At 70.1% G+C, this 24,106-nt stretch carries 20 protein-coding genes, 3 pseudogenes and 1 riboswitch; of the genes and pseudogenes, 15 read left to right on the top strand and 8 right to left on the bottom strand.

Features of this window, described 5'->3' with window-relative positions; genetic code table 11:
• Positions 1 to 828: a polysaccharide deacetylase family protein gene (locus ACH4UM_RS25360; protein WP_398183503.1), complete on the top strand. Its 828-nt coding sequence runs from the start codon at positions 1 to 3 to the stop codon at positions 826 to 828.
• Complete coding sequence (locus tag ACH4UM_RS25355; protein WP_398183500.1) at positions 828 to 2,024, top strand: hypothetical protein; 1,197 nt, start codon at positions 828 to 830, stop codon at positions 2,022 to 2,024. The genes ACH4UM_RS25360 and ACH4UM_RS25355 overlap by 1 nt, the downstream gene beginning before the upstream one ends.
• Positions 2,025 to 2,041: 17 nt before the next feature.
• Here the strand turns inward: ACH4UM_RS25355 and ACH4UM_RS25350 are convergent, their stop codons facing one another.
• A complete protein-coding gene (locus ACH4UM_RS25350; protein WP_398183498.1) occupies positions 2,042 to 2,674 on the bottom strand; it encodes a GNAT family N-acetyltransferase in 633 nt (210 codons plus the stop codon).
• Between the two features lie 70 nt (positions 2,675 to 2,744).
• Between ACH4UM_RS25350 and ACH4UM_RS25345 the strand changes: the two are divergent.
• The 3 genes and pseudogenes from ACH4UM_RS25345 to ACH4UM_RS25335 all read left to right on the top strand — a co-directional run bounded on the left by ACH4UM_RS25345 (position 2,745) and on the right by ACH4UM_RS25335 (position 4,539).
• Positions 2,745 to 3,420, top strand: a pseudogene (locus ACH4UM_RS25345) (MerR family transcriptional regulator).
• A 59-nt stretch (positions 3,421 to 3,479) separates the two neighbouring features.
• Positions 3,480 to 3,692 carry an EF-hand domain-containing protein gene (locus tag ACH4UM_RS25340; RefSeq protein ID WP_398183495.1) on the top strand — a complete coding sequence of 71 codons (213 nt, stop codon included), beginning with the start codon at positions 3,480 to 3,482 and terminating at the stop codon, positions 3,690 to 3,692.
• A 61-nt stretch (positions 3,693 to 3,753) separates the two neighbouring features.
• Positions 3,754 to 4,539: an NADPH-dependent F420 reductase gene (locus tag ACH4UM_RS25335; RefSeq protein ID WP_398183493.1), complete on the top strand. Its 786-nt coding sequence runs from the start codon at positions 3,754 to 3,756 to the stop codon at positions 4,537 to 4,539.
• 128 nt (positions 4,540 to 4,667) lie between these two features.
• Here the strand turns inward: ACH4UM_RS25335 and ACH4UM_RS25330 are convergent, their stop codons facing one another.
• Entirely contained in the window at positions 4,668 to 5,210 is a 543-nt protein-coding gene (locus ACH4UM_RS25330) for an MOSC domain-containing protein (protein WP_398183490.1), read from the bottom strand.
• A gap of 325 nt (positions 5,211 to 5,535) precedes the next feature.
• Between ACH4UM_RS25330 and ACH4UM_RS25325 the strand changes: the two are divergent.
• From ACH4UM_RS25325 to ACH4UM_RS25315, 3 genes and pseudogenes are all read left to right on the top strand, one after another.
• Positions 5,536 to 5,724 (top strand): annotated as a pseudogene (locus ACH4UM_RS25325) (TetR/AcrR family transcriptional regulator); the annotation flags it as partial.
• A 393-nt stretch (positions 5,725 to 6,117) separates the two neighbouring features.
• Positions 6,118 to 7,635, top strand: coding sequence for an IPT/TIG domain-containing protein (locus tag ACH4UM_RS25320; RefSeq protein ID WP_398183487.1), 1,518 nt, complete (start codon positions 6,118 to 6,120; stop codon positions 7,633 to 7,635).
• A 181-nt stretch (positions 7,636 to 7,816) separates the two neighbouring features.
• Positions 7,817 to 8,769 (top strand): annotated as a pseudogene (locus tag ACH4UM_RS25315) (IS481 family transposase).
• Here the strand turns inward: ACH4UM_RS25315 and ACH4UM_RS25310 are convergent.
• The 6 genes from ACH4UM_RS25310 to gcvT form a co-directional block, all read right to left on the bottom strand.
• Positions 8,766 to 9,320 (bottom strand): GH25 family lysozyme, encoded by a 555-nt coding sequence (locus ACH4UM_RS25310; protein WP_398183484.1) that lies wholly within the window; start codon positions 9,318 to 9,320, stop codon positions 8,766 to 8,768. The pseudogene ACH4UM_RS25315 and the gene ACH4UM_RS25310 sit on opposite strands and share 4 nt — an antisense overlap.
• 97 nt (positions 9,321 to 9,417) lie before the next feature.
• Entirely contained in the window at positions 9,418 to 10,449 is a 1,032-nt protein-coding gene (locus tag ACH4UM_RS25305) for a phosphatidylinositol-specific phospholipase C domain-containing protein (protein WP_398183481.1), read from the bottom strand.
• A 370-nt stretch (positions 10,450 to 10,819) separates the two neighbouring features.
• Positions 10,820 to 12,187: an L-serine ammonia-lyase gene (locus ACH4UM_RS25300; RefSeq protein WP_398183478.1), complete on the bottom strand. Its 1,368-nt coding sequence runs from the start codon at positions 12,185 to 12,187 to the stop codon at positions 10,820 to 10,822.
• A gap of 129 nt (positions 12,188 to 12,316) precedes the next feature.
• The gene (gene glyA / locus ACH4UM_RS25295; RefSeq protein WP_398183587.1) at positions 12,317 to 13,579 is read right to left on the bottom strand and encodes a serine hydroxymethyltransferase; all 1,263 of its coding nucleotides are present in this window, start codon (positions 13,577 to 13,579) and stop codon (positions 12,317 to 12,319) included.
• 28 nt (positions 13,580 to 13,607) lie between these two features.
• The gene (gene gcvH, locus ACH4UM_RS25290; protein ID WP_398183475.1) at positions 13,608 to 13,985 is read right to left on the bottom strand and encodes a glycine cleavage system protein GcvH; all 378 of its coding nucleotides are present in this window, start codon (positions 13,983 to 13,985) and stop codon (positions 13,608 to 13,610) included.
• Positions 13,986 to 14,135: 150 nt separating this feature from the next.
• Positions 14,136 to 15,275 carry a glycine cleavage system aminomethyltransferase GcvT gene (gcvT, locus tag ACH4UM_RS25285; RefSeq protein ID WP_398183471.1) on the bottom strand — a complete coding sequence of 380 codons (1,140 nt, stop codon included), beginning with the start codon at positions 15,273 to 15,275 and terminating at the stop codon, positions 14,136 to 14,138.
• A gap of 157 nt (positions 15,276 to 15,432) precedes the next feature.
• A riboswitch (glycine riboswitch) is annotated at positions 15,433 to 15,533 on the bottom strand.
• Between the two features lie 172 nt (positions 15,534 to 15,705).
• On the opposite strand from gcvT, the gene ACH4UM_RS25280 reads away from it, so the two are divergent.
• The 7 genes from ACH4UM_RS25280 (at position 15,706) to ACH4UM_RS25250 (ending at position 24,103) form a co-directional block, all read left to right on the top strand.
• Entirely contained in the window at positions 15,706 to 16,416 is a 711-nt protein-coding gene (locus ACH4UM_RS25280) for an AAA family ATPase (protein ID WP_398183468.1), read from the top strand.
• Positions 16,417 to 16,963: 547 nt separating this feature from the next.
• A complete protein-coding gene (locus ACH4UM_RS25275) occupies positions 16,964 to 17,755 on the top strand; it encodes an enhanced serine sensitivity protein SseB (protein ID WP_398183465.1) in 792 nt (263 codons plus the stop codon).
• A gap of 173 nt (positions 17,756 to 17,928) precedes the next feature.
• Positions 17,929 to 18,723 carry an enhanced serine sensitivity protein SseB C-terminal domain-containing protein gene (locus ACH4UM_RS25270; protein WP_398183463.1) on the top strand — a complete coding sequence of 265 codons (795 nt, stop codon included), beginning with the start codon at positions 17,929 to 17,931 and terminating at the stop codon, positions 18,721 to 18,723.
• Positions 18,724 to 19,145: 422 nt separating this feature from the next.
• On the top strand, positions 19,146 to 20,144 hold the full coding sequence (locus ACH4UM_RS25265) for an ABC transporter permease (RefSeq protein ID WP_398183461.1): 999 nt from the start codon (positions 19,146 to 19,148) through the stop codon (positions 20,142 to 20,144).
• Between the two features lie 66 nt (positions 20,145 to 20,210).
• Complete coding sequence (locus ACH4UM_RS25260) at positions 20,211 to 21,923, top strand: ABC transporter substrate-binding protein (RefSeq protein WP_398183584.1); 1,713 nt, start codon at positions 20,211 to 20,213, stop codon at positions 21,921 to 21,923.
• A 90-nt stretch (positions 21,924 to 22,013) separates the two neighbouring features.
• Complete coding sequence (locus tag ACH4UM_RS25255) at positions 22,014 to 23,024, top strand: ABC transporter permease (RefSeq protein ID WP_398183459.1); 1,011 nt, start codon at positions 22,014 to 22,016, stop codon at positions 23,022 to 23,024.
• Positions 23,021 to 24,103 (top strand): ABC transporter ATP-binding protein, encoded by a 1,083-nt coding sequence (locus tag ACH4UM_RS25250; protein ID WP_398183457.1) that lies wholly within the window; start codon positions 23,021 to 23,023, stop codon positions 24,101 to 24,103. Before ACH4UM_RS25255 ends, ACH4UM_RS25250 begins: the two co-directional genes overlap by 4 nt.
• Positions 24,104 to 24,106: the final 3 nt, after the last annotated feature.

Below are 24,106 nucleotides of genomic sequence, written 5' to 3'. Positions count from 1 at the left end.
ATGGTGCGGGTGACCACCACCGATCGCCGTGGCGTGCTGCGGGCCGGTGCCGGGCTCGTCGCCGGGGGCGCGCTCGCCGCCGGGTGTTCCTCCACCGGCGCCGCCCCGCACTCCGCCGCGTCCAACGATTCCTCCTCCGGCTCCGACGCCTCCGGCCACTCCCCGCGGCCCGCCGCGCCCACCTCCGCCCCGCCCCTCGCCGCGCCCGACCCGCGTCCCTTCCCGCAGCAGCCGGCGCAGATCACCCACGGCCCCCGCGACAAGCCCCGCGTCGCCCTCACCTTCCACGGCCAGGGCGACCCCGAGATCGCCCGCGGCCTGCTCACCGAGGCCGAGAAGCACGGCGCGCGCCTGACCGTGCTCGCCGTCGGCAGCTGGCTCGACCAGTATCCGCAGATGGCCCGCCGGATCCTCGACGGCGGCCACGACCTCGGCAACCACACCCAGCGGCATCTGGCCGTCAACGCCATGTCCGAGAGCGACGCCCGCGCCGAGATCACCGGCTGCGCGGACCGGCTGAGGAGGCTCACCGGCTCGATCGGCACCTGGTTCCGCCCCTCGCGCGCCCCCACCGCCTCCCCGCTGGTGCAGCGGCTGGCCCACGGCGCCGGATACCCGCACGTGCTCTCGTACGACGTCGACTCCCTCGACTACACCAGGCCCGGCGCCGCCGCGATCACCCGCAAGGTGCTGGCCGAGGCCCGGAGCGGTTCCGTGGTGAGCATGCACTTCGGGTACCCGGACACGGTCGCCGCCCTCCCCGACGTACTCAAAGAACTCGACCGCCGCGGCCTCCACGCGGTCACCACCACGGAGCTGCTGAGCTGATGCCATCCACCTCGATCTCCCGCATCACCCGGGTCCTGATCGCCGGCGCCGCCTGTGCCGCGCTGGCCGCGCTGTCCGCCTGCAGCGGCTCCGAGCACCACGCCGACGAAGCCCTCGGCAGCAAGGCGCCCGTCCAGCCCCAGCAGCCCAAACAGCCCGCCGTCGACGGGCTGCCCGGCATGCCGCCCGTCCTGGACCCGGCCGACGTCTACGCCGCCGACCGCCCGAACAGGCTCTCCCCGGTGGTCAAGGGCTTTCCCTCCCGTGTCTATGTGCCCAACACCAACTCCAACACCGTCACGGTCATCGACCCCGGCACGTACAAGATCATCGAGACCATCCCGGTGGGCCGCCAGCCGCAGCACGTGGTGCCGTCCTGGGATCTGAAGACCCTGTGGGTCAACAACGACCTCGGCAACTCCCTCACCCCCATCGACCCCAGGACCGGCAAGGCGGGCAAGCCGGTGGACGTGCACGACCCGTACAACCTCTACTTCACGCCCGACGGCAAGTACGCCGTCGTCATGGCCTCCAAGGACCGCCAGCTCGTCTTCCGCGACGCGCACACCATGAACCGGGTCATGACCGTCCCGGTCAGCTGCGCCGGCGTCAACCACGCCGACTTCTCCACGGACGGCCGCTACTTCATCGTCTCCTGCGAGTTCAGCGGCGAACTGCTCAAGGTCGACACCGCCGGGATGAAGGTGGTCGGCCAGCAGAAACTGGACTTCCACGGCGCCATGCCGCAGGACGTGAAGGTCTCGCCGGACGGCAAGAAGTTCTACGTCGCCGACATGATGGCCAACGGCCTGTGGATCCTGAACGGCGACACCTTCGACAAGCCGGAGTTCCTCTACACCGGCAAGGGCGCCCACGGCCTCTACATCAGCCGCGACTCCCGCGAGATGTACATCTCCAACCGCGGTGAGGGCACCATCTCCGTCTTCGACTTCACCCAGAACAGGCTCACCAGGAAGTGGCGGCTGCCCAACGGCGGCAGCCCCGACATGGGCGGCGTCTCCGCCGACGGCAAGGTGCTGTGGCTGTCGGGCCGCTACAACTCCGAGGTGTACGCCATCGACACCCGCACCGGCACCCAGCTCGCCCGCATCAAGGTCGGCAGCGGCCCGCACGGCCTCGCGGTCTACCCGCAGCCGGGCCGGTACTCGCTGGGCCACACCGGCATCTTCCGCTGATTCCGCCGACGCGGTGCTCAGCGCCTGAGCAGCAGGGCCTCCGACCCCACCGGACGGTAACCGGCCGCCTGGAACGCCCGCAGACTGCGGGCGTTCCCCGGCGACACCTGCGCCCACACCGGCTCGTCGGCCAGGTGCCGCGCGGCGGTCAACAGCGCCCGCCCCAGCCCCCGGTGCCGTACGCCCTCGTCCACCTCCACCGACACCTCCAGCCGCCCGGCGACCCCGCGCCCCAGCAGCACCACGCCGCCCTCCGCCGCCCATGCGCGGACGCCGTCGCGCCGCCGGCGGGCGTAGCCGGCCCGGGGATGAGCGGGGTCCGCGATCTTTGCCAGTGCCGGCCGCGGGCGGCCCGGCAGCGGGTCGGCGACCAGGAGCGCGTCGATCGTGTCGTGCGCGCGGCCCGTGCGGTCCAGGAGGGCGCTCAGGAACCGTGCGTTCATGGTCGCCGCGAGCGGATCGCAGTCAACGGCCCGCAGAGTGTCGTACACCCACCGGGGTTCCTCGTCGGTGAACACCACCGAGTGCGCGGTGAAGGCGATGACGCCCGCGTCGCGCGGTGAGTGCTGCGGCACGACGGTCGTCCTGCCGTCCGCGGGCGGGAGGACACCGTGTGCCGCCGCGTCGAGAACGTCCCGCAAGGTCTCCATACCGTCGCCCCGTTCCCCGCTCGACTCTCCGCTTGAGTCTCCACCCACTGGAAGGCCCACACTCGCAGACGTGATCGACGACAGCACCGGACTTCTCACCATCGGCGAGCTGGCCCGGGCCACCGGACTGACCGTGCGCACCATCCGCCACTGGTCCGACGAGGGCGCCCTGCCCCCGGTGGCCCGGTCCGCGGGCGGCTACCGGCTGTACGACGCCGCGTCCGTGGCCCGCCTGGAGCTGATCCGCACCCTGCGCGAACTGGGCCTCGGCCTGGACGACGTGCGCCGGGTGCTGACGGGGGAGCGGACGGTCGCGCAGGTCGCGGCGGCGCACGTGGCGGCGCCGGACGCGCAGATCCGTTCGCTGAAGGTGACGCGGGCGGTGCTGTCGTCCGTGGCACGACGCGGCTCGAGTGCGGAGGAGACGACGCTGATGACCCGCCGACCGCGGCCCGGACACCCCGGCCGGCGCCTCGATCTGGTTCTTCCAGCGGCTGATCGAGCCGGCCGGCAGCGCGCGGGCGCGGGGCGTGGCGCCCGACGACCCCGAGGCGGACGCCGTGCTGACCGAGCTGCTGGGCGCGGACACCGACCGCGCGGCCGTGCTGCGCCGCCTCGACCTGGGCCAGGAGGTCGCCCGTTACCGGGAGTTGGCGTCCGTCATCAAGGGCGAGCAGGAGCCCCTGAAGTACCAGGAGGAGTTCGGGTGGGTGGTCGCGGCACTGAAGGCCTTGCCGGGCCGTTAATCTGACCTGCGTCAGTACGACAGCAAGACAGAAGAAACGCGACACAAAGGGGCGGATCGGTGGCGGACATCGAGGAAGCACGCAAGGAGTTCCAGCGGATCGATGCGGACGGTGACGGATTCATCACCGCCGCCGAGTTCAAGTCCGCCCTGGCCCAGGGGGGCGACTGGAACGTCACCGACACGGTGGCCGAGGCCATCATCAGGACCCGCGACCTCAACGGCGACAAGGTCCTGTCCTTCGACGAGTTCTGGGCGTACCTGAACAAGTGACCCTGGACGAGTAACGCGGACGCGAGGGGCGCTCGGCACTTCAGGGCCGGGCGCCTCTGCCGTGCCCGCACCGCCCCACATCCGTTCGGCGGGGACCCGGAATAGTCCGCCCGCCACCGGGGTTGCACGTCGCCGTCAAGGCTGCGCACTTACATCGACCCCCGGAAGGGCGAGGCGAGCAGACATGAAGATCGGCATCATCGGCGCGGGCAACATCGGCGGAAACCTGACCCGGCGGTTCACGGCGGCCGGCCATGAGGTCCGCGTCGCCAACTCCCGAGGCCCCGAGACCCTCACCGCGCTGGCCGAGGAGACCGGCGCGATCCCGGTGCACGTCGAGGAGGCGGCCCGCGACGCCGAGGTCGTCGTGGTCACCGTGCCCCTCAAGGCGGTCCCGGACCTGCCGTCCGGGCTGCTCGGCGGGGCCGCCGAGGGCGTGGCGGTGATCGACACCGGCAACTACTACCCCCGGCAGCGGGACGGCAGGATCGCGGCGATCGAGGACGAGGGCCTCACCGAGAGCCGCTGGACCGAACGCCGGATCGGCCACCCGGTGATCAAGGCGTTCAACGGCACCTACGCACTGGACCTCCTCGATCGCCCCCGACCGGCGGGCGGCCCCGACCGGATGGCGCTGCCGGTGGCGGGCGACGACGAGGCGGCCAAGGCGAAGGTCCGGGCCCTGATCGACGAGATCGGCTTCGACACGGTGGACGCCGGCGGCATCGACGACTCCTGGCGCCAGCAGCCCGGCACACCGGTCTACGGCCTCCGGGCGGGCGCCGACGCCGTCACCAAGGCGCTGGCGGAGGCGTCCCCGGAGCGCCAGGCGGACTTCCGGGGGTAGGCCCGTCGGTCGCGCAGGCCCCGGTCGGCCCGTCGGTCGCGCAGGCCCCGTCGGTCGCGCAGGCCCCCGACGGCCGCGACGGTCCGGTCTGTCTCTCGTTGGTCCGCCGGTCCATCGGTCCCGTCGGCTCAGACGACCTCCAGCGGATGGTGCGGCCCGTCCGGCAGCTCGACCCCGACCGGGTCCCCGGGCCGCACCACCCCGCCGGCGACGACCACACTCATGATCCCCGACCGGAACCGGGCCCGTCCGTCCTCGTCCCGGCCGATGACCTGCTTCATCAGCCCCTGCTGGAACCCGTCGATCTGTGCACAGGGATTCCGCAGCCCGGTGACCTCGACGACGGCCTCGTCCCCCAGCCGCAGCAGCGTCCCTCTGGGCAGCCCCAGCAGATCGAGGCCCCGGGTGGTCACGTTCTCCCCGAGCTGACCGGCCGCGACCTCGAACCCGGCCCGGCGCACCTCCTCGAACAGCTCCTCGTGGATGAGGTGCACCTGCCGCAGATTCGGCTGCGTGGGGTCCTTCCGCATCCGGAACCGGTGTTTGACCGTCACCCCGGCGTGCACGTCCCCCTCCACCCCGAGCCCGGCGAGCAGCCTGATGCTCTCCCGGTTCGGCTTGCTGAAGGAGTACGCCCCGTTGCTGCTGACCGCGCTGACGTTCCCACCCATGCTGCCCCCGACGTCCTCTGTTCCGTACGACGCCCGGTGCGCCGCCGCAGGTCAGAGCCTAGACGGTGGCCGGAACCGGGCGTCAGCCGCGCAATACCTCCGCCACGGACGCGGCAAGCGCGACTGCCTGGGCGTGTCCCGCGCGGGCGGCGGCGGGGCGGCGCGCGTCATCCGTCATGTCGCGGCCCATCGCACTGCGCGCGGTGCTGTCGGGGGAGACCAGGACGACGCGTGCGCCGTCCTCGGACAGCTCGGCGGCCTGGCGGGCGGCGCTCGGATGCGGGCCGACCGCCCGGGGAACCGGCGCGATGGCCACCACCCGGCGCTGGCGGCCCTGGGCCGGGCCGTCCCCGCGCTCACCACGGTCGCCCCGGACGCCTGGCGCCGCCCGCTGGCCCTGCTCCTCGACGGCCTGCGCGCCCACCCCGCCGCACCCGGCCTGCCCACGCCGCCGCTCACCGCGCCCCAGCTCGGCCGGGTGCTGCACAATCTCGGCCCCGACCGGCGGGGCTGACGGGCCAGGGGGTGTCGTTCGGATCGCCTCGGATCCGGGGTGATCCGAACGACACCCCCAGGTGTTGTGTCTCGGGAGGTTGTGGACGGGTGGTGCAGACTCCGGCTGGGGGCAGGTGAGCCGGCCTGGCCACGGCGGCGTCCGTGATGGCACACAGGCCGCGGCGGAATGCCGACGGTCGTCGTACTGGGCCAGGAGCCTGAAATCCGCGACTCCGCGTGATCGTAGAGTCTCGGGTGGCCGAGCACCGCGAAACAGGATGAATACGGTGAACGCGACAGTCGGAGTGCCGTTCACCCGTCGGGGCGCCAGTCTGGAGGCCGGGGCCCTGAAGGCCCGTACGGTGCGGCCACCGCGGCCCACTTCGACCCCGGTGACATGCAAGGAGCAGGTATGACGAAGGCGACCCAGTCGGATCCGACCCCCGCCCAGGTCACCATGACCCTCGCCGCAATCGCCGCCACCGCGGCGACCCCGCGCCCGTCGGGTGAAACCCTGCCAGAACAGGCCGAGCGCGCCAGGCGCGGCATCGAAGCCCAACTGAAGGACTCGACGCTCGCCACGGGCGGCAAGTGGGCGCTGAGGTGGCTGGCGCTCAGCCCGGACAATGCGAACCTCGCGTACATCGCCTCGAACTCCGGCTTGAACCAGTTCGCCGTGGTCGTCCGCGGCACGATCGACAATCCGATCGACATGATGGAGGACCTCGACGTCGGCACGGTGGTGCCGTTCACCGCCGGCGGATCGATGGACGTCGCCGTCTCGGCTGGCGCCATGGCCGCGTTCACTCAGATCGCCACTGCGCGCGGCAACCCTGGTAGCACGACCCTCACGCAAGCACTCAAGAGCCTCCTGGCGTCCGCAAAGTCCCAGCCGACGGTCTACGTGACCGGCCACAGCCTCGGCGGCTGCATCGCCACCATGCTGGCCACGTACCTCCAAGCCCAGCCCCCGTTTCCGAACAATCCGAAGTTCGCGCTCATCACCTTCGCCGCCCCCACCGCCGGCCTGAAGAGCTTCGCCGATTACGTCGACTCCCGGCCGTGGAGTGTGAACGAGCGCTACTTCAATAAGTACGACGTGGTCCCGCAGGCCTGGGTCGAGTCCGATCTGGTATACGCCAGGGACCACTGGTACTGGGACCCGAAACTACCGGGACCGAAGGCCAACGGAGAGGTGAAGGGCCTGCTGGATTTGATCATCGGGCTCCGGAAGGGCAACGACTACGTCCAGCCCGGCACCGAAAGGCCGCTGAACCCGAACTACTCGATGCTCGACAAGAAGCTCATCAACGAGACCACCGCAGACTTCCTGGGCCAGGTCGCGTTCCAGCACGCCAACTCCACGTATCTGACCCTGCTGGACGCGCCCGTCGTCGCAGCCGGGCCGGTGGTGACCGGATTGAACGTAACCGCCGGAAAGGGAGGTACGCAGGTCATCATCACCGGCAGCGGATTCGACAAGGACAGTGGAGTCGACTTCGGCCCGATCCCGTGCGCCAATCCCATCGTCGACCCGTCCGGTAAGAAGATCACCGTGACCGCTCCCGACGGGACCGGCATCGTCGACGTCCGTGTCACCACCAACCTCGGCACATCACCCGCCGTTCTGCTGGGGCAGTTCGCCTACGACGGCGGGCCCGCGCCCGTAGTGGTCAGCGCGGTCAGCCCGCCCAGCGGGAGGGTCTTCAACGAGGTCACCATCACCGGCTCGGGCTTCGCCAAGGGGGCGACCGTGCGGTTCAAGGACAAAATCGCCGACCGGATGACCGTCCAGGGGCCGACCCTGATCGTCGCGACGGTGCCGGGGCAAGACAAGCTCGACTCGAATACGGTGGACGTCACCGTGACGGTCGGCGTGGCCACGTCGCCTACCAGCCCGCACGACGAATTCACGTACGAGGGTTTGTAGATGGGCTTGAGTGCCTTGGAGAGCTTGTCGGGGCTTGATACATCCGTGCCAGATTGTGCGCTGAGTGTTCTGTCCACGGAGGTTCGTGACAGCGATCACTGCTGAGTGACCTTGCAATGGGTGAGGGCCTTCTGGCTCGGTGTGGATTGCGACTTCTACACCTGGCGACAGCAAGGCCCTCGTGACCCACCGTAATGCACCCCTGACCGAGACCGGCCGTCTGCGCCTGGCCCGCTGCGTCGTCGACGACGGCTGGACCCTGCGACGGACTGCCGAACGCTTCCAGGTCTCACCTACAACGGCCCAGCGGTGGGCCGACCGCTACCGGGCGTCGGTGCCGCCGGTGTGGCCGACCGCTCCAGCCGCCCGCACAGCAGTCCTGGGCGGACACCGAGCCGTACCGAGCGACGGATCATCAAGGTGCGTCTCCTGCGCCGCTGGGGTCCGGCCCGCATCGCGCACCTGCTGCACCTGGTCCCCTCGACCGTGCACCGTGTGCTGACCCGCTTCGGCCTGGCCCGCCTGGCGCACCCGGACCGGGCCACCGGCCGCGTCTCACGCCGCTACGAGCGTGACAAGCCAGGCGAGTTGGTGCACGTGGACATCAAGAAGCTCGGCAACATCCCCGACGGCGGCGGCCACAAGGCCCTGGGACGGCAGGCGGGACGCAAGAAGCGCTCCGGCGTCGGCTACAGCTACATCCACACCGCCGTCGACGACCACTCCCGCTTGGTCTACAGCGAGATCCACGCGGACGAGAAGAAGGAGGCCGCCACCGGCTTCCGGCAGCGGGCCCAGGCGTTCTTCACCGAGGCGGGCATCACCGTCGAGCGGGTGCTCACCGACAACGGCTCCTGCTGCCGCCCACGGGACTGGCGCGACCTGCTGGCCACGGCCGGGATCGCTCACAAGCGAACCCGGCCCTACCGGCCACAGGCCAACGGCAAGGTCGAGCGCCTGAACCGCACCCTGCTCGACGAGTGGGCCTACGCCCGCCCCTACCGGTCGGAGGCCGAACGCCGAGCGGCCTTCCCCGAGTGGCTGCACACCTACAATCACCACCGCGGACACACCGCGCTGAAAGGCCAACCACCCGCCAGCCGCGTCCCCAACCTCACGGGGCAATACACCTAGGCGCCGGCCCACTCCCGCAGTGCCGCCCTGCTGCCGAAATTGGCCACGTTCTTGTCGTTGGGCTCGTCGGTGTACTGGTGGAAGCGCCAGTCGGCCTTGATGCGGGGGTGGCCGGCGGTGACGTAGTCGGCGATCCACAGTCCGTCGCCCGCGTAGGAGGTGGTGTCGATGCCGAGCCAGAAGTTGCGGTTGGTGTAGAGGATCACCCGGTTGTGCGGCCGTAGTTCCTTCACCTTGCGGATGAACTGGTCCTTCTCGGAGTTGGAGGCATGGCTGCCCTCGCCGGTGGTCTCCCAGTCGACGGCGAGGATGTCGCCCGTCCTCTCGGGGGCGTGGGAGACGAAGTACTCGGCCTGGGCCGTGACGTCGCCCGGCCACAGGAAGTGGTAGAAGCCGACGACCAGACCGGCGTCCCGGCCGTGCTTCGTCTGGGCGCTGAGTCTGGAGTTGACGTAGGAACGGCCCTCCGTCGCCTTGATGAAGACGAAGGAGAGGCCGTCCGTGCCGTAGGTGGTGGACTGGTAGGCGCTCACGTCGATGCCGTGCAGCATGCAAACTCCCTGAAGGTGCCGTGGGGGGGGAAAGGAGTTGGTTGGTTGAGTTCTGCCCCGTCTCCCGTACGGACGATCCCCTCAGGGCGTTCGAACATCAGCTCCGGTCGACCACCGAGCCCAGTACCGACGCCGGCTTCGACGACCAGTCCGAGGTGATCACGCTCGCGTGGTCGGCGGCCAGGAGGGCGAGGCGGGCGGCCACCTCCGCGTCCGTGGGGCTGGTCGAGGAGATCGCGGGGGAGACACCGGCGGCGTCCGTGGTGATCAGGATGTAGTGGTTCTTCGAGTAGAACGACGTGTCGTAGCCGTTGGTCACGTAGGTCGCCGCGTCGCCGTCGAAGAACACGAACCACGGGCGGATCGAGGCGTCGTAGCGGCTGGTGCGCGGGTCGCCGGCCGTGGCGTGGAGGACGGCAGGGAAGGCCTGCGCCTCCCCGATGCCTCCGGCCGCGTACAGGTCACGCAGGTGGTCGCCGTACTCCTGGTCGGTCCAGTAGTGGTCGAAGGGGTTGGCCTGCTCCACCGTGCCGGGGATCAGCTCGAAGAGGACCTTGCCGGTCAGGGCGTCCCGGGACGGCCAGGCATCGGCCCGCGCGGCCGAGTCCAGCGAGCTGTACGTGCCGCCCAGCAGGTCGGACGGCTTGTAGACCATGCTGCCGAGCCTCTGCCGCACCAGTGTGTCGAACTCGTCGGGTCCGAGACCGATGTTGTTGTTGAAGCCGTTCTTCATCTCCACCTTGAAGACGATCGGCCGGTGGTCCGGGTGCAGCTGGTGCCAGGCGGCGATGTTGTCCAGACAGCTGCCGAGGTCCTGGTTGCGGCTCTTGCTGTACAGCTCGGCCGGGGACTTCGCGGCCTCGCAGTTGTTGTCGTCGCCCAGCGGGTTGCTGTGGCTGACCCGCCAGCGCCGGCTCAACGGATCCGTGTAGACGTCGAGTTCCAGCAGCGAGGCGCCGGAGTCCAGCGCCTGCGCGAAGTACGTGTACTTGGCCTTGTCGTAGGCGTTGTGCGTACCGATCGCCGTCGTCTGCGAGAACTTGGGCGCCGACGCACGGGCGTTTCCGGGCACCACCAACAGCAGCGCGGCGGCTCCCAGCAGCGCCGCCAGTCGTCTTGCCACACGCATGGGTCAACTCCCCTTCGCTGTCGCCGAGTCGGCGGCAGCGTAGGGGTAAGTGGTTACTGTGCGGTAGCCCCTGGGGGAACAGGAACCACTTCGGCGTTCGACGATGTTCAGTGCCGCCGGGCGGGCGGGCCCACGCCGCACTCGATGACATACCGCGTCGGCGGCCCAGGGGCCGAGGCAGACGCCCGGCTGAGCCATGCCGGGTGTTCAGCCCCTCGGCGTCCTTCACCCCGCCTCGACATGAGGCTGACGGATTCGATGTCGCAGACCTCGTGCGGGGAGGTGTTGCGGGGTCAGATCCCGAGCACGCGGATGGCGGGGTCGCACAGGACGAGGAGAGAATTGAACGCGCTGGTCAGGGCCCAAGTCCTCAGCACTCGATGATGTTCACGGCCAGCCCGCCCCGGGCCGTCTCCTTGTACTTCACCGACATGTCGGCGCCGGTGTCCTTCATGGTCTTGATGACCTTGTCCAGGGACACCTTGTGCGAGCCGTCGCCGCGCATCGCCATGCGGGCGGCCGTGACGGCCTTGACCGCGGCCATGCCGTTGCGCTCGATGCAGGGGATCTGGACCAGGCCGCCGACCGGGTCGCAGGTGAGGCCGAGGTTGTGCTCCATGCCGATCTCGGCGGCGTTCTCCACCTGTTCGGGCGTGCCGCCGAGGACCTCGGCGAGGGCACCCGCCGCCATCGAGCAGGCGGAGCCGACCTCGCCCTGGCAGCCGACCTCGGCGCCGGAGATGGAGGCGTTCTCCTTGAACAGCATGCCGATCGCGCCCGCGGCGAGCAGGAAGCGGACCACGCCGTCCTCGTCGGCGCCGGGGATGAAGTTGATGTAGTAGTGCAGGACCGCCGGGATGATGCCGGCCGCGCCGTTCGTCGGGGCGGTCACGACCCGGCCGCCGGCCGCGTTCTCCTCGTTCACCGCCATCGCGTAGAGCGTGATCCACTCCATCGCGCGGGCCGTGGCGTCGCCCTCGGCGCGCAGCTGGCGCGCGGTGACCGCGGCGCGGCGGCGCACCCTGAGGCCGCCCGGCAGGATGCCCTCACGGGTCATGCCGCGCCCCACGCACGCCTGCATCACCCGCCATATCTCCAGCAGCCCCTCGCGGATCTCCTCCTCGGTGCGCCAGGCCCGCTCGTTCTCCAGCATGAGGGAGGAGATCGACAGGCCCGTCTCCTTCGTCAGGCGCAGCAGCTCGTCGCCCGTGCGGAAGGGGTACTTCAGGACCGTGTCGTCGAGCTTGATGCGGTCGGCACCCACCGCGTCCTCGTCCACGACGAAGCCGCCGCCCACCGAGTAGTACGTCTTCGTGAGCAGCTCGGCCCCCGAGGCGTCGTATGCCCACAGGGTCATGCCGTTGGCGTGGTAGGGGAGCACCTCGCGGCGGTGCAGGACCATGTCGTCGTCGAAGGAGAACGCGATCTCGCGTTCGCCGAGGAGGCGGAGCCGGCCCGAGGCCTTGATCCCCTCCACCCGCTCGTCCGCCGTCTCCACGTCGACCGTGCGGGGCGAGTCGCCCTCCAGGCCGAGCAGCACCGCCTTCGGGGTGCCGTGGCCGTGGCCGGTCGCGCCGAGCGAGCCGTACAACTCCGCGCGCACCGACGCGGTCCGCTCCAGCAGGCCCTCGTTGCGCAGCCGGCGGGCGAACAGGCCGGCCGCCCGCATCGGGCCGACCGTGTGGGAGCTGGACGGGCCGATGCCGATCGAGAACAGGTCGAAGACCGAGATGGCCACGGTGACTCCTCAATGCAGCGGTGCTGCGGGGTGGTACGGCGGTGGTGCGGGGGCGCCGGGGTGGCGGCGGGGCGGGCACCGCGCACGGAGTGTGGTCCTCGGGCCGTGCGCGGTGCCTTGAGCGGTGACTTACTTGTTCAGACCCGGGTACAGCGGGTGCCTGTCGGCCAGGGCCGTCACCCGGGCCTTCAGCGCGTCGGCGTCGTGGGACGGCTTCAGCGCCTCGGCGATGACGTCCGCGACCTCGGCGAAGTCCTCGGCGGTGAAGCCGCGGGTCGCCAGGGCCGGGGTGCCGATCCTGAGGCCCGAGGTGACCATCGGCGGGCGAGGGTCGTTCGGGATGGCGTTGCGGTTGACCGTGATACCGACCTCGTGGAGGCGGTCCTCGGCCTGCCGGCCGTCCAGCTCCGAGTCGCGCAGGTCGACCAGGACCAGGTGCACGTCCGTGCCGCCGGACAGCACGTCCACACCGACCGCCCGGACGTCGTCCCGCACCAGGCGCTCGGCCAGGATGCGGGCGCCCTCCAGGGTACGCCGCTGGCGCTCCTTGAAGTCCTCGCTCGCCGCGACCTTGAAGGCCACTGCCTTGGCGGCGATCACATGCTCCAGCGGACCGCCCTGCTGACCGGGGAAGACCGCGGAGTTGATCTTCTTCGCCAGCTCGGCCGTGGACAGGATCACACCGCCGCGCGGGCCGCCCAGCGTCTTGTGCGTCGTGGTGGTGACCACGTGGGCGTGCGGCACCGGGTTCGGGTGCAGACCCGCCGCGACCAGGCCCGCGAAGTGCGCCATGTCGACCATCAGGTACGCGCCGACCTCGTCGGCGATCCGGCGGAACGCGGCGAAGTCCAGCTGCCGCGGATACGCCGACCAGCCGGCCACGATCAGCTTCGGCCTGGACTCCTTCGCCAGCTTCTCCACCTCGGCCATGTCGACCAGGCCGTCCTCGCCCACGTGGTAGGCGACGACGTCGTAGAGCTTGCCGGAGAAGTTGATCTTCATGCCATGGGTCAGGTGGCCGCCGTGCGCGAGGTTCAGACCCATGATCGTGTCGCCGGGCTTGAGCAGCGCGAACATCGCGGCGGCGTTCGCCTGGGCGCCGGAGTGCGGCTGTACGTTGGCGTGCTCGGCGCCGAACAGCTCCTTGATGCGGTCGATGGCGATCTGCTCGACCACGTCGACGTGCTCACAGCCGCCGTAGTAGCGGCGGCCCGGGTAGCCCTCGGCGTACTTGTTGGTGAGGACCGAGCCCTGCGCCTCCATGACCGCGACGGGGGCGAAGTTCTCCGAGGCGATCATCTCGAGCGTGGACTGCTGGCGGTGCAGCTCGGCGTCGACCGCGGCGGCCACGTCCGGATCGAGCTCGTGCAGGGGCGTGTTGAGAACGGTCATCTGCTCAGTCATGTGCTTCCGTCCGCCCTCAGCCGGTGGTCTCGGCGGCGTACTCCTCGGCGGAGAGCAGGTCGGCCGGCTCCTCCGAGACGCGCACCTTGAACAGCCAGCCACCCTCGAAGGGCGCGGAGTTCACCAGCGACGGGTCGTTCACCACGTCCTCGTTGATCTCGGTGACCTCACCGCTGACCGGGGAGTACAGGTCGGACACCGACTTGGTCGACTCCAGCTCACCGCAGGTCTCGCCCGCGCTCACCGTGTCGCCGACCTCCGGGAGCTGGGCGTAGACGACATCGCCGAGCGCGTTGGCCGCGAACTCCGTGATGCCGACCGTCGCGACGCCGTCCTCGGCGGGCGACAGCCACTCGTGCTCCTTGCTGTAGCGCAGCTGCTGGGGGTTGTTCATGTCCTGAATTCTCCTGTACGCGGGGAGTGCTGGTGGATGAGGGACTGCGAAAGGGACGTGCGTGACCAAGGGGGAAGGTACGGGTGTACGCGGTTTACGGGAGGTACGGGCTGTACTGCTCCACGTCACGCCCGGCCGGCTACGACGGTGTCACTTCTGCCGCTTGTAGAAGGGCAGCGCCACGACCTCGTACGGCTCGTGGCTGCCCCGGATGTCCACGCCGACACCTGGCGCGCCCGGCGCGGCGTGCGCGGCGTCGACGTACGCCATGGCGATCGGCTTGCCCAGGGTGGGGGAGGGGGCGCCGGAGGTGACCTCGCCGATCACCTGGCCGGCGGCGACGACCGGGTATCCCGCGCGGGGCACCCGGCGCCCCTCGGCGACCAGGCCGACGAGCACGCGCGGCGGCTGCGAGGCGGCGCGCTCGGCGGCGGCCTGCAGGGCCTCGCGGCCGACGAAGTCGCCCTCCTTCTCGAACTTGACCACCCGGCCGAGACCCGCGTCGAAGGGGGTCAGCCCGGTCGTCAGCTCGTGCCCGTACAGCGGCATGCCCGCCTCCAGGCGCAGCGTGTCGCGGCAGGACAGCCCGCACGGGACGAGTCCGGCGCCCGCGCCGGCGTCGGTCAGAGCCTGCCACAGCTTCTCGGCGTCGGCCGGGGCGACGAACAGCTCGAAGCCGTCCTCGCCGGTGTATCCGGTGCGCGCGATCAGGGCGGGGACGCCGGCGACCGTGCCGGGCAGACCCGCGTAGTACTTCAGTCCGTCCAGGTCGGCGTCGGTGAGCGACTTCAGGATCCCGGGGGACTCGGGGCCCTGCACGGCGATCAGGGCGTAGTCGTCCCGGTCGTCGCGGACCTCGGCGTCGAAGCCGGCCGCCCGCCCGGTGAGCGCGTCGAGCACGACCTGGGCGTTGGAGGCGTTGGCGACGACCATGTACTCGGTCTCGGCCAGCCGGTAGACGATCAGGTCGTCCAGGATGCCGCCGTCCTCCCGGCAGATCATGGTGTAGCGGGCGCGGCCGACACCCACGGAGGCGATGTTGCCGACCAGGGCGTAGTCGAGCAGCGCGGCGGCCTGCGGGCCGGTGACGGTGATCTCGCCCATGTGGGACAGGTCGAAGAGACCGGCCCTCGTGCGCACGGCGAGGTGCTCGTCGCGTTCGGAGCCGTAGCGCAGCGGCATGTCCCAGCCGGCGAAGTCGGTCATCGTCGCCCCGAGCGAGCGGTGCAGCGCGTCGAGCGCGGTATGACGGAGCTGATGGGACGGCTGATGGGATTCGGTACTGCTCATCGGTCGGTCTCCAAGGCATGACGGCGAGGACGGATCTCGTGTCCTCCCCATCTGTCATCGGAACCTGAGAGGTTCGCCATGACCGCCGTAGGACGGACGATCACGGTTTGCACCTTGGGTGGAGCCACTGCGGCAGCGGCCCGCTTTTCAGATGTGCCTCGCCCGCGCGGTAACGGGGCCTGAGAGATTCAAGGGAGGGACTTGCTCCTTCGGCGTCCCAGCGAGACGGCTGGCTGGGAACTCTCCCGCGCGGATTCAAGCGGCCGGTATGCAGTTGGCGCGGACATCATTGCACGCCCGGCGCGCTTGTGGCAGAGCGGCACTTGTAACCGGCCTGTGGCCGTACGCGCACGAAACGGCTGTACACCTCGCATTACCTTCTCTTTACACTCGACGGGGAGGTGAACTGTCACCACCCCAGGGGAGGACGATGACGGTGAACAGGACCCCGGCGTACGCGACGAGTCAGGCCCTCGCACTGCCCGAGCGGGTCCTCGCCCTGCCCCGGCGGCCCGGCGTCCCGGCGGGGACGCCGCGGAGCGGCGAGCGGGCGGGGACGCCCGGGCCGGTGGTCCGCGATCTGCGCGGGCGGCCGGCCGGCCGCGGCCCGCGCGCGCTGCTCTTCGGCCCGCGCGACGTCGTCGTGGTCACGGGCCTGCCCGGCAGCGGCAAGTCGACGCTGATGCGGCGGGCGGTGCCCGGCACCCGGATCGACTCCCAGGACACCCGCGATCGATGGGACGCCCGACTGGCGCCGTACCTCCCCTACACGGCCTACCGCCCCCTGGTCCGCCTCGCCCACTACGCGGGTCTGCGGCGCGCCCTGCGTACCGGCGAGGGCGTCGTGGTCCACGACTGCGGCACCCAGGCCTGGGTCCGGGCCTGGCTGGCCCGCGCCGCCCACCGCCGCGGCGGCACGCTGCATCTGCTTCTGCTGGACGTCACCCCCGACACCGCCCTGTCCGGCCAGCGCGAGCGCGGCCGCGGCGTCTCCCGCTACGCCTTCCTCCGCCACCGCCGAGCCGCCACCCGCCTGCTGAACGCAGCGGAGCGAGGCGGCTTCCCGCCGGGCTGCGCCTCGGCGACCCTGCTGGACCGGACCGCGGCGACCGGCCTCCGGCGCATCGGCTTCACGAGGTGAGGGACAGGGACAGGGACAGGGATAGGGATAGGGACGGTGATAGGGATAGGGACAGGTATAGGGATGAGGACGGATTGCGCGGGTGCGGCTTTGCGCGCGGGCGGGCGTGCGTGGTCCTGGGGGAGGGGCCGTGGGCACGCGGCCCGGACCCGTCGGAAGGCACACGCCGGCGGTCAAGCGGTCAAGCGGTCAAGTCGGCGGTCAGGCGGTCAGGCGGTCAGGCGGTCATGCGCTCATGCGCGAGGGGGCACGGGCGAGGTCCCGCAGCGGGTGCGGAGGGGTGGTCCCGCACGGCACGCGTGCGTACGGTCCCGTCAGGTGTGCCGGTGTCGCGTGGCCCCGGAGGGTCTGCGTGTACGGCTCCGCACAGGGCGCGGCGCGCGGGCGTGGCGGGCGGGCCTGGCGTGGCTCCGCGCGGGGTGTGCGGGGACCGTCCCGCTCCGGATGCGGTCACGGCTCCGTACCAGGGAGCGCGCGCCACGGGCGTCCGCGTCCGCACCCGATAGCCTTTCGGTCACAGCAGTGGTTCTCAGCAGGCGGTAGGCAGATGGACTTCCCGGCGGACTTCTCCGCGGACTTCCCGGCACAGGCGCACCCCCACCCGCACGGCGGATGGCCCGGCAACGAGCTGGAGGAGGTCCTGTCGGCATCCCTCGGCATCCCGTCGGCCGGCGCCCGGATCGTCGAGGTGCTCGCCCGCAGCTTCCTCTGGGTGCCGCTGCCCAATGGACGTGGCCCGCAGGGCGGTCCGCTGGACCTGCCCACGCTGGAGATCGACGGCCAGGCGTATGTGCCGGTGTTCAGCTCCGAGGAGCAGTTCCGCCAGGTCGCCGGCTCCCACATGCCGTACACCATCGCCCCCGCCGTGGAGTTCGCCCGCGGGCTCCCGCCGCAGGCCGGTATCGCGATCAACCCGGACGGCGTCGTCGGCCTCCCGCTGCCGCCGCCGGCCGTGGCCGAACTGTGCCGGGCGGGCCGCACCCCGCTGGACGGCCCCGCGGGCGGCGGCCGCGTCCGTCTCTTCGAACCCGACTGGCAGGACGACCCGGTGGACTTCCTCGCCGCCGCCTCCGCGGAGTTCGCGGGGACGGGTGTGGTCCTGGCGGCCCGCCGCTGTCTGGCCGCCATCGAGACGGCCGACCCGGTGATGTTCATAGGTGTCGAGCTGTCCCAGTGGGAGGGCGACCTGAGGGCCCGCCCCCTGGACGCCCTGGGCCGCGCCCTGACGCGGGTCCCGGTCAAGTGGCCGGTCAACCTGGTCCTGCTGGACGTGGCCCAGGACCCGGTGGCCGACTGGATGCGGGACCAGGTCCGGCCGTTCTACCGGCACGGCCACTGACGGCACCGCGAGGGGGCGGGGCCGTGCCGGTATGCGGCTGCGCCGAAGTGTGGCGGTATCGGCCAGGACGATCCGGGGTCGCCGGCGGACGGCGCGTCCCGGGCTCCCGGGCGGCGGCTTAAGCTAGTCGCACGGCTCGGTCGGAACGTTGGTTGTATGGAGGGGCGGTACAAGTGAGCGCCAGCGGCACCGCGGCCGGGCAGGTCGAGCAGATGCTGCGCCAGGTGACGCCCGGGCGTTACGACGCCTACGAGGCGCTGTTGCGCGCCCTCGCGGCCCCGTCCGCCGGTCAGGTCTGGATGCTGCTGTGGCACGGCCAGGCCGGCTCGCCGGACGCCCAGTACGGCCACATGGAGGTCGACGGCCACGGCTACGCCCCCTGCGTCACCTCGGCCCAGGAGCTCTCGGCGAGTGGCTGGAACCGGTCGTACGAGGTGGTGGACGGCCTCGACGTGGCCCGCACCCTCTACCCCGATCACTACGGCCTGTGGCTGAACCCGCACGCGCCGGGTGGCGGCGTCGGCATCCCCTGGCTGGATCTGCGCCGCATGGCCACCGGCCTGGACCGCCAGCCGGCCGGCCCGCTCCGGCTGTCCGAACCGGCCATCGAGATCCCGCACTTCTACGCCCTGCTCACGCAGAACGCCCACCGCACGCCGGCGGTCCGCGCCCTGCGCCGCGCCTGGGTGCAGCCCGCGCTCGGAGCGCCGTATCTCGCGATCGGCCTGGATGTGTACGAGACCTCGCCGCCGGCCGTCGACTCGGTGCGGGCGATGATGCAGCAGTCCATCGGCGCGGTCCCGGACGGTTTGCCGGTGTCCACCGTGGCGATGTCCGACGAGTACGACCCGGTCGCGATGTGGCTGCGCGCCAACTCCCGCCCGTTCTACGACCGTGAGGCCCACGTCGCCCCGGCCCAGTCACCGGCGACGGGGTACGGCTACCCGCCGGCCCGGGGCGGTTACTGACGGGGGCGTGGCCGGGGCCGCTCGCCACGCTCTTCACGCCCCGCCACATGTTTTACGTGCCCGACGCATTTCTGCGCGCGTAGACATCGCCGATTGGTACCGAACCGCCCAGAATTGCCGTTCTGTCCCAACTGCCCCGTGTCCGAGGGCCGCTACCCGCTGTTCGGATAACGGAATCCCCCGTAATGCATCACGGTTGCGCATACATTCTCCATCAGCTCTGGCGAGTGATCGTGAGCGCGTTGAAGACTCGCCTCTCAGACGCGAGGCCACCGATCCTGTGATCGAACCAATCGAAGGATCCGCTGGACAGTCGAGCCGCAACCATCCGCGGCCGCCGCCGCGCAGCAGGTAAGCGAACCAAAGCCGCCCACAGCGGCGGGCAAAGGCCGGTCACCACCGGCGAGAGGGGTCAGGTCACTGTGACCGCACCGATCGAGACCACCGGGGCGGAAGCCGGAGCGCAGCCTGAGGCCGTGCTCGCCGGGGCCAAGAAGAGCCAGATCGAAGGGCGTTCACTCACACAAATCGCCTGGACCCGGTTCCAGCGGGACAAGGTGGCGGTGGCGGGTGGCGTCGTGGTCATCCTGCTGGTTCTCATGGCGGTCCTCGCCAAGCCGCTCGAGTGGATCTTCGGGCTCGACCCCGACAAGTTCCACCAGGACCTCATCGACCCCGCCCTGCTGGCCCCCAAGGGCGGCTGGGGCGGCATGAGCTGGTCCCACCCGCTGGGTGTCGAGCCGCAGTACGGGCGTGACATGCTCGCCCGCATCATCGACGGCTCCTGGGTCTCGCTCCTGGTCGCCGGCGGCGCCACCCTGCTGTCGGTGGTGATCGGCACGGTCCTGGGCGTCGTCGCCGGTTACTACGGCGGCTGGGTGGACAGCATCATCAGCAAGCTGATGGACACCTTCCTGGCCTTCCCGCTGCTGCTGTTCGCCATCGCCATCTCGGCTTCGGTTCAGGACGGCTTCTTCGGACTCGAGGGGCTGCCGCTGCGCATCTGCGTGCTGATCTTCGTGATCGGCTTCTTCAGCTGGCCCTACATCGGCCGCATCGTGCGGGCCCAGACGATGAGCCTGCGCAAGCGGGAGTTCATCGAGGCCGCGCAGAGCCTCGGGGCCCGGGGTCCGTACGTCCTGTTCCGTGAACTGCTCCCCAACCTCGTCGCGCCGATCCTCGTCTACTCGACGCTGATCATCCCGACGAACATTCTCTTCGAGGCCGCGCTGAGCTTCCTCGGAGTCGGCATTGCTCCGCCGCAGGCCTCCTGGGGCGGAATGCTCAGCAACGCCGTGGATCTCTACACCGCAGATCCGCAGTACATGTTCGTGCCCGGACTGGCGATCTTCATCACCGTCCTGGCATTCAACCTGCTGGGTGACGGGCTGCGTGACGCGCTCGACCCTCGCAGCAAGTGATCCATCAATAGAGGGGGCTTTCCTCACGTGAAGACGAGAAGGGTTACCGCGGCCGTGGCATCGGTCATGGTGCTCTCGCTGGGCGCCGCCGCGTGCGGCGGCGGGGGCGGCAGCGACAAGGGCAGCGGTGGTAGCGGTAAGAAGGACGCGGCGCTGGACTCCATCGTCAACGCGTCGAGCAAGAAGGGGGGTAACGTCACGCTGGAGGACTCCGACGTGCCGGACTCCCTGGACCCGGGCAACACGTACTACGGCTTCGTGCAGAACTTCTCGCGGCTGTACGCACGTACGCTCGTCACGTTCAAGCCGGCGGCGGGCAAGGACGGCCTCACGGTCGTTCCCGACCTCGCCGAGTCCCTGGGCAAGCCCAGCGACGGCGCCAAGACGTGGACGTACCACCTGCGCTCGGGCCTGAAGTTCCAGGACGGCACGCCGATCACGTCCAAGGACGTGAAGTACGCGATCGAGCGCTCCAACTTCGCGCCCGAGGCCCTGTCCAACGGCCCCACCTACTTCAAGAGCTACCTGGTGGGCGGCGACAAGTACAAGGGCCCCTACAAGGACAAGTCGGCCGAGGGTCTGAAGTCCATCGAGACCCCGGACGCCCAGACGATCGTCTTCAAGCTGAACCAGCCGTTCGCCGACTTCGACTACCTGGCGACCTTCTCGCAGACGGCCCCCGTGCCGCAGGCGAAGGACGACGGTGCCAAGTACGTCCAGCACATCGTCTCCTCCGGCCCGTACCAGTTCCAGTCGTACGAGGAGGGCCGCAGCGCCACCCTCGTCCGCAACAAGAACTGGGACGCCAAGACGGACCCGGTGCGCAAGGCGCTGCCGGACCGCATCGAGGTCAAGTTCAAGGTCAACCCGGTCACGATCGACAACGACCTGCTGGCCGACAAGATCACGGGTGACATCGCGGGCACCGGTGTGCAGCCGCAGACCCAGCCGAAGGTGCTGAGCGGCAAGTACGCCAAGCAGACGGACAACTCCTACGCCGGCGCCACGCAGTACATCGCGCTCAACGTGAACGTGAAGCCGTTCGACAACATCCACTGCCGCAAGGCCGTGCAGTGGGCGATCGACAAGCAGTCGGTGCTCGACGCCATCGGCGGCACCCCGAAGGGCGACGTGGCCAGCACGCTGCTGCCGCCGTCGGTCAACGGCTACACCAAGTTCGACACCTACCCGACCGCGGGCAACAAGGGTGACGTGGCGAAGGCCAAGGACGAGCTGAAGCAGTGCGGCAAGCCGAACGGCTTCGCCACCACGCTGACGGCCCGCTCCGACCGTCCCGCCGAGGTGGCCGCCGCCACCGCCATCCAGAACTCGCTGAAGTCCGTCGGTATCACCGTCGACATCAAGCAGTTCCCCTCCGGCAAGTACTTCGCCAACTTCGCCGGTGTCCCGAGCTACGTGCACGAGCACAAGCTGGGCATGCTGTCCATGGCGTGGGGCGCCGACTGGCCGACCGGCTACGGCTTCCTCGACCAGATCGTCGACGGTGCGGCCATCAAGCCCTCGGGTGGCAACAACCTGATGGAGCTGAACGACCCGAAGATCAACGGCGCTCTGAAGTCCGCGATCGCCAACACCGACTCCGCGGCCCGCACCAAGGCGTGGGGCGACATCGACAAGATGGTGCTCGACAACGCCTCGGTCGTCCCGCTGATCTACCGCAAGAACCTGCTGCTCCGGCCGACGTCCGCGACCAACGTCACGGTCACGCAGGCGTACCTCGGCATGTACGACTACGCACTGCTGGGCTCCTCGAAGTAACAGCAGGCCGGATACCCCTGAAAGGCAGGTGAAGGCACCGGGTGGCCGGGGCGGACACACACCGCCCCGGTCACCCGGAGCCGCACAGCTGTGGCTGCGTACATCATCCGACGCGTCTTCGGCGCATTGGTACTGCTGCTGGTGGTCAGCGCAGTCACCTTCGCCATCTTCTTCCTGGTCCCCCGCCTGGGCGGCCAGACAGCCACCCAGCTGGCCACCCAGTACGTCGGCAAGGACGCCAACCCCGAGTCCGTCGCCGCGATCAAGAAGAACCTGGGTTTCGACCAGCCCATCTACATCCAGTACTGGGACTACCTCAAGGGCCTGTTCGCGGGCGCCGACTACAAGTTCGGCCCCGACGCGAGTCACTGCAGCGCCCCGTGCTTCGGATACTCCTTCAAGAGCCACGTCGAGGTGTGGCCGCAGCTCACCCAGCGCATCCCGATCTCCTTCTCGCTGGCCGTCGGCGCGGCCGTGATCTGGCTGATCTTCGGTGTCACCACCGGTGTCATCTCGGCGCTGCGCAAGGGCAAGCCGGTGGACCGGATCTCGATGTTCATCGCGCTCGCCGGCGTCTCCCTCCCGATCTTCTTCACCGGGCAGGTAATCAACGCGCTGTTCGTCTACCAGTGGCCCATCTGGGACAGCACCGACTACGTGCCGTTCACCCAGAACCCGGCCGACTGGGCCTGGCACCTGCTGCTGCCCTGGATCAGCCTCGCGTTCCTCTTCTCCGCCACCTACGCCCGGCTCACCCGGGCGGGCATGCTGGAGGTGATGAGTGAGGACTACATCAGGACGGCCCGGGCCAAGGGTCTGCGTGAGAGCGCGGTCGTCACCAAGCACGGTCTGCGCGCCACTCTGACCCCGATCGTCACCATCTTCGGCATGGACTTCGGCACCCTCGTCGGCACCGCGGTGCTCACCGAGACCGTCTTCTCCCTGCAGGGCATCGGCGCGTACTCCATCCAGGCCATCAAGGACAACGACCTGCCCATCGTGATGGGCGTGACCCTGGTCGCCGCGTTCTTCATCGTCTTCTGCAACCTCGTCGTCGACCTGGTGTACGCAGCCATCGACCCCCGCGTGAGGTACTCGTGAGCAAGCTCGACAAGGCGGCGCTCGGCGAACCGGCCACCGTCGCCCCATCCGACGCCGACGACGCGTTCCTCTCCGTACGCGATCTGCGCATCCACTTCAACACCGACGACGGTCTGGTCAAGTCGGTGGACGGCGTCAGCTTCGACGTGCGCCGGGGCCAGACGCTGGGCATCGTCGGTGAGTCCGGTTCCGGCAAGTCCGTGACCTCGCTCGGCCTGATGGGCCTGCACCGCTCGGCCAACGCCCGGGTCTCCGGCGAGGTCTGGCTGGACGGCCAGGAACTGATCGGCGCCGACCCCGACGAGGTGCGCCGGCTGCGCGGCCGGCAGATGGCGATGATCTTCCAGGACCCGCTGTCCGCCATGCACCCCTACTACACGGTCGGGGCCCAGATCGTGGAGGCGTACCGCGTCCACCACGGCGTCAGCAAGAAGGTCGCCCGGCAGCGCGCGATCGAGATGCTGGACCGGGTGGGCATCCCGGAGCCGGCCAAGCGTGTGGACAGCTACCCGCACGAGTTCTCCGGCGGTATGCGCCAGCGCGCGATGATCGCGATGGCGCTGGTGAACAACCCCGAGCTGCTGATCGCCGACGAGCCGACCACCGCCCTGGACGTCACCGTGCAGGCGCAGATCCTCGACCTGATCCGGGATCTGCAGAAGGAGTTCGGCTCCGCGGTCATCATGATCACGCACGACCTCGGCGTCGTCGCGGAGATCGCCGACGACCTGCTGGTGATGTACGCCGGCCGCTGTGTGGAGCGCGGACCGGCCGACGAGGTGTTCTCCGCGCCCCGCCACCCCTACACCTGGGGCCTGCTGGGCTCGATGCCGCGGCTCGACCGTGAGCAGACCGACCGGCTCATCCCGATCAAGGGCTCCCCGCCCTCCCTGATCAACGTCCCGTCCGGCTGCGCCTTCAACCCGCGCTGCCCGTACGCCGACATTCCGAAGGACAACGTCACCCGCACGGTCCGCCCGGAGCTGACCGAGGTCGGCAACGGACACTGGGCGGCCTGCCACATGACGCAGGAGCAGCGGGAGCGTATCTGGACCGAAGAGATTGCGCCGAAGCTGTGAGCG

Origin of the sequence: Streptomyces sp. NPDC020801, from assembly GCF_044334385.1 — a bacterium.
In the GTDB taxonomy this organism is placed as follows: Bacteria; Actinomycetota; Actinomycetes; order Streptomycetales; family Streptomycetaceae; genus Streptomyces.
This window is presented reverse-complemented; position numbering and strand designations above follow the sequence as displayed.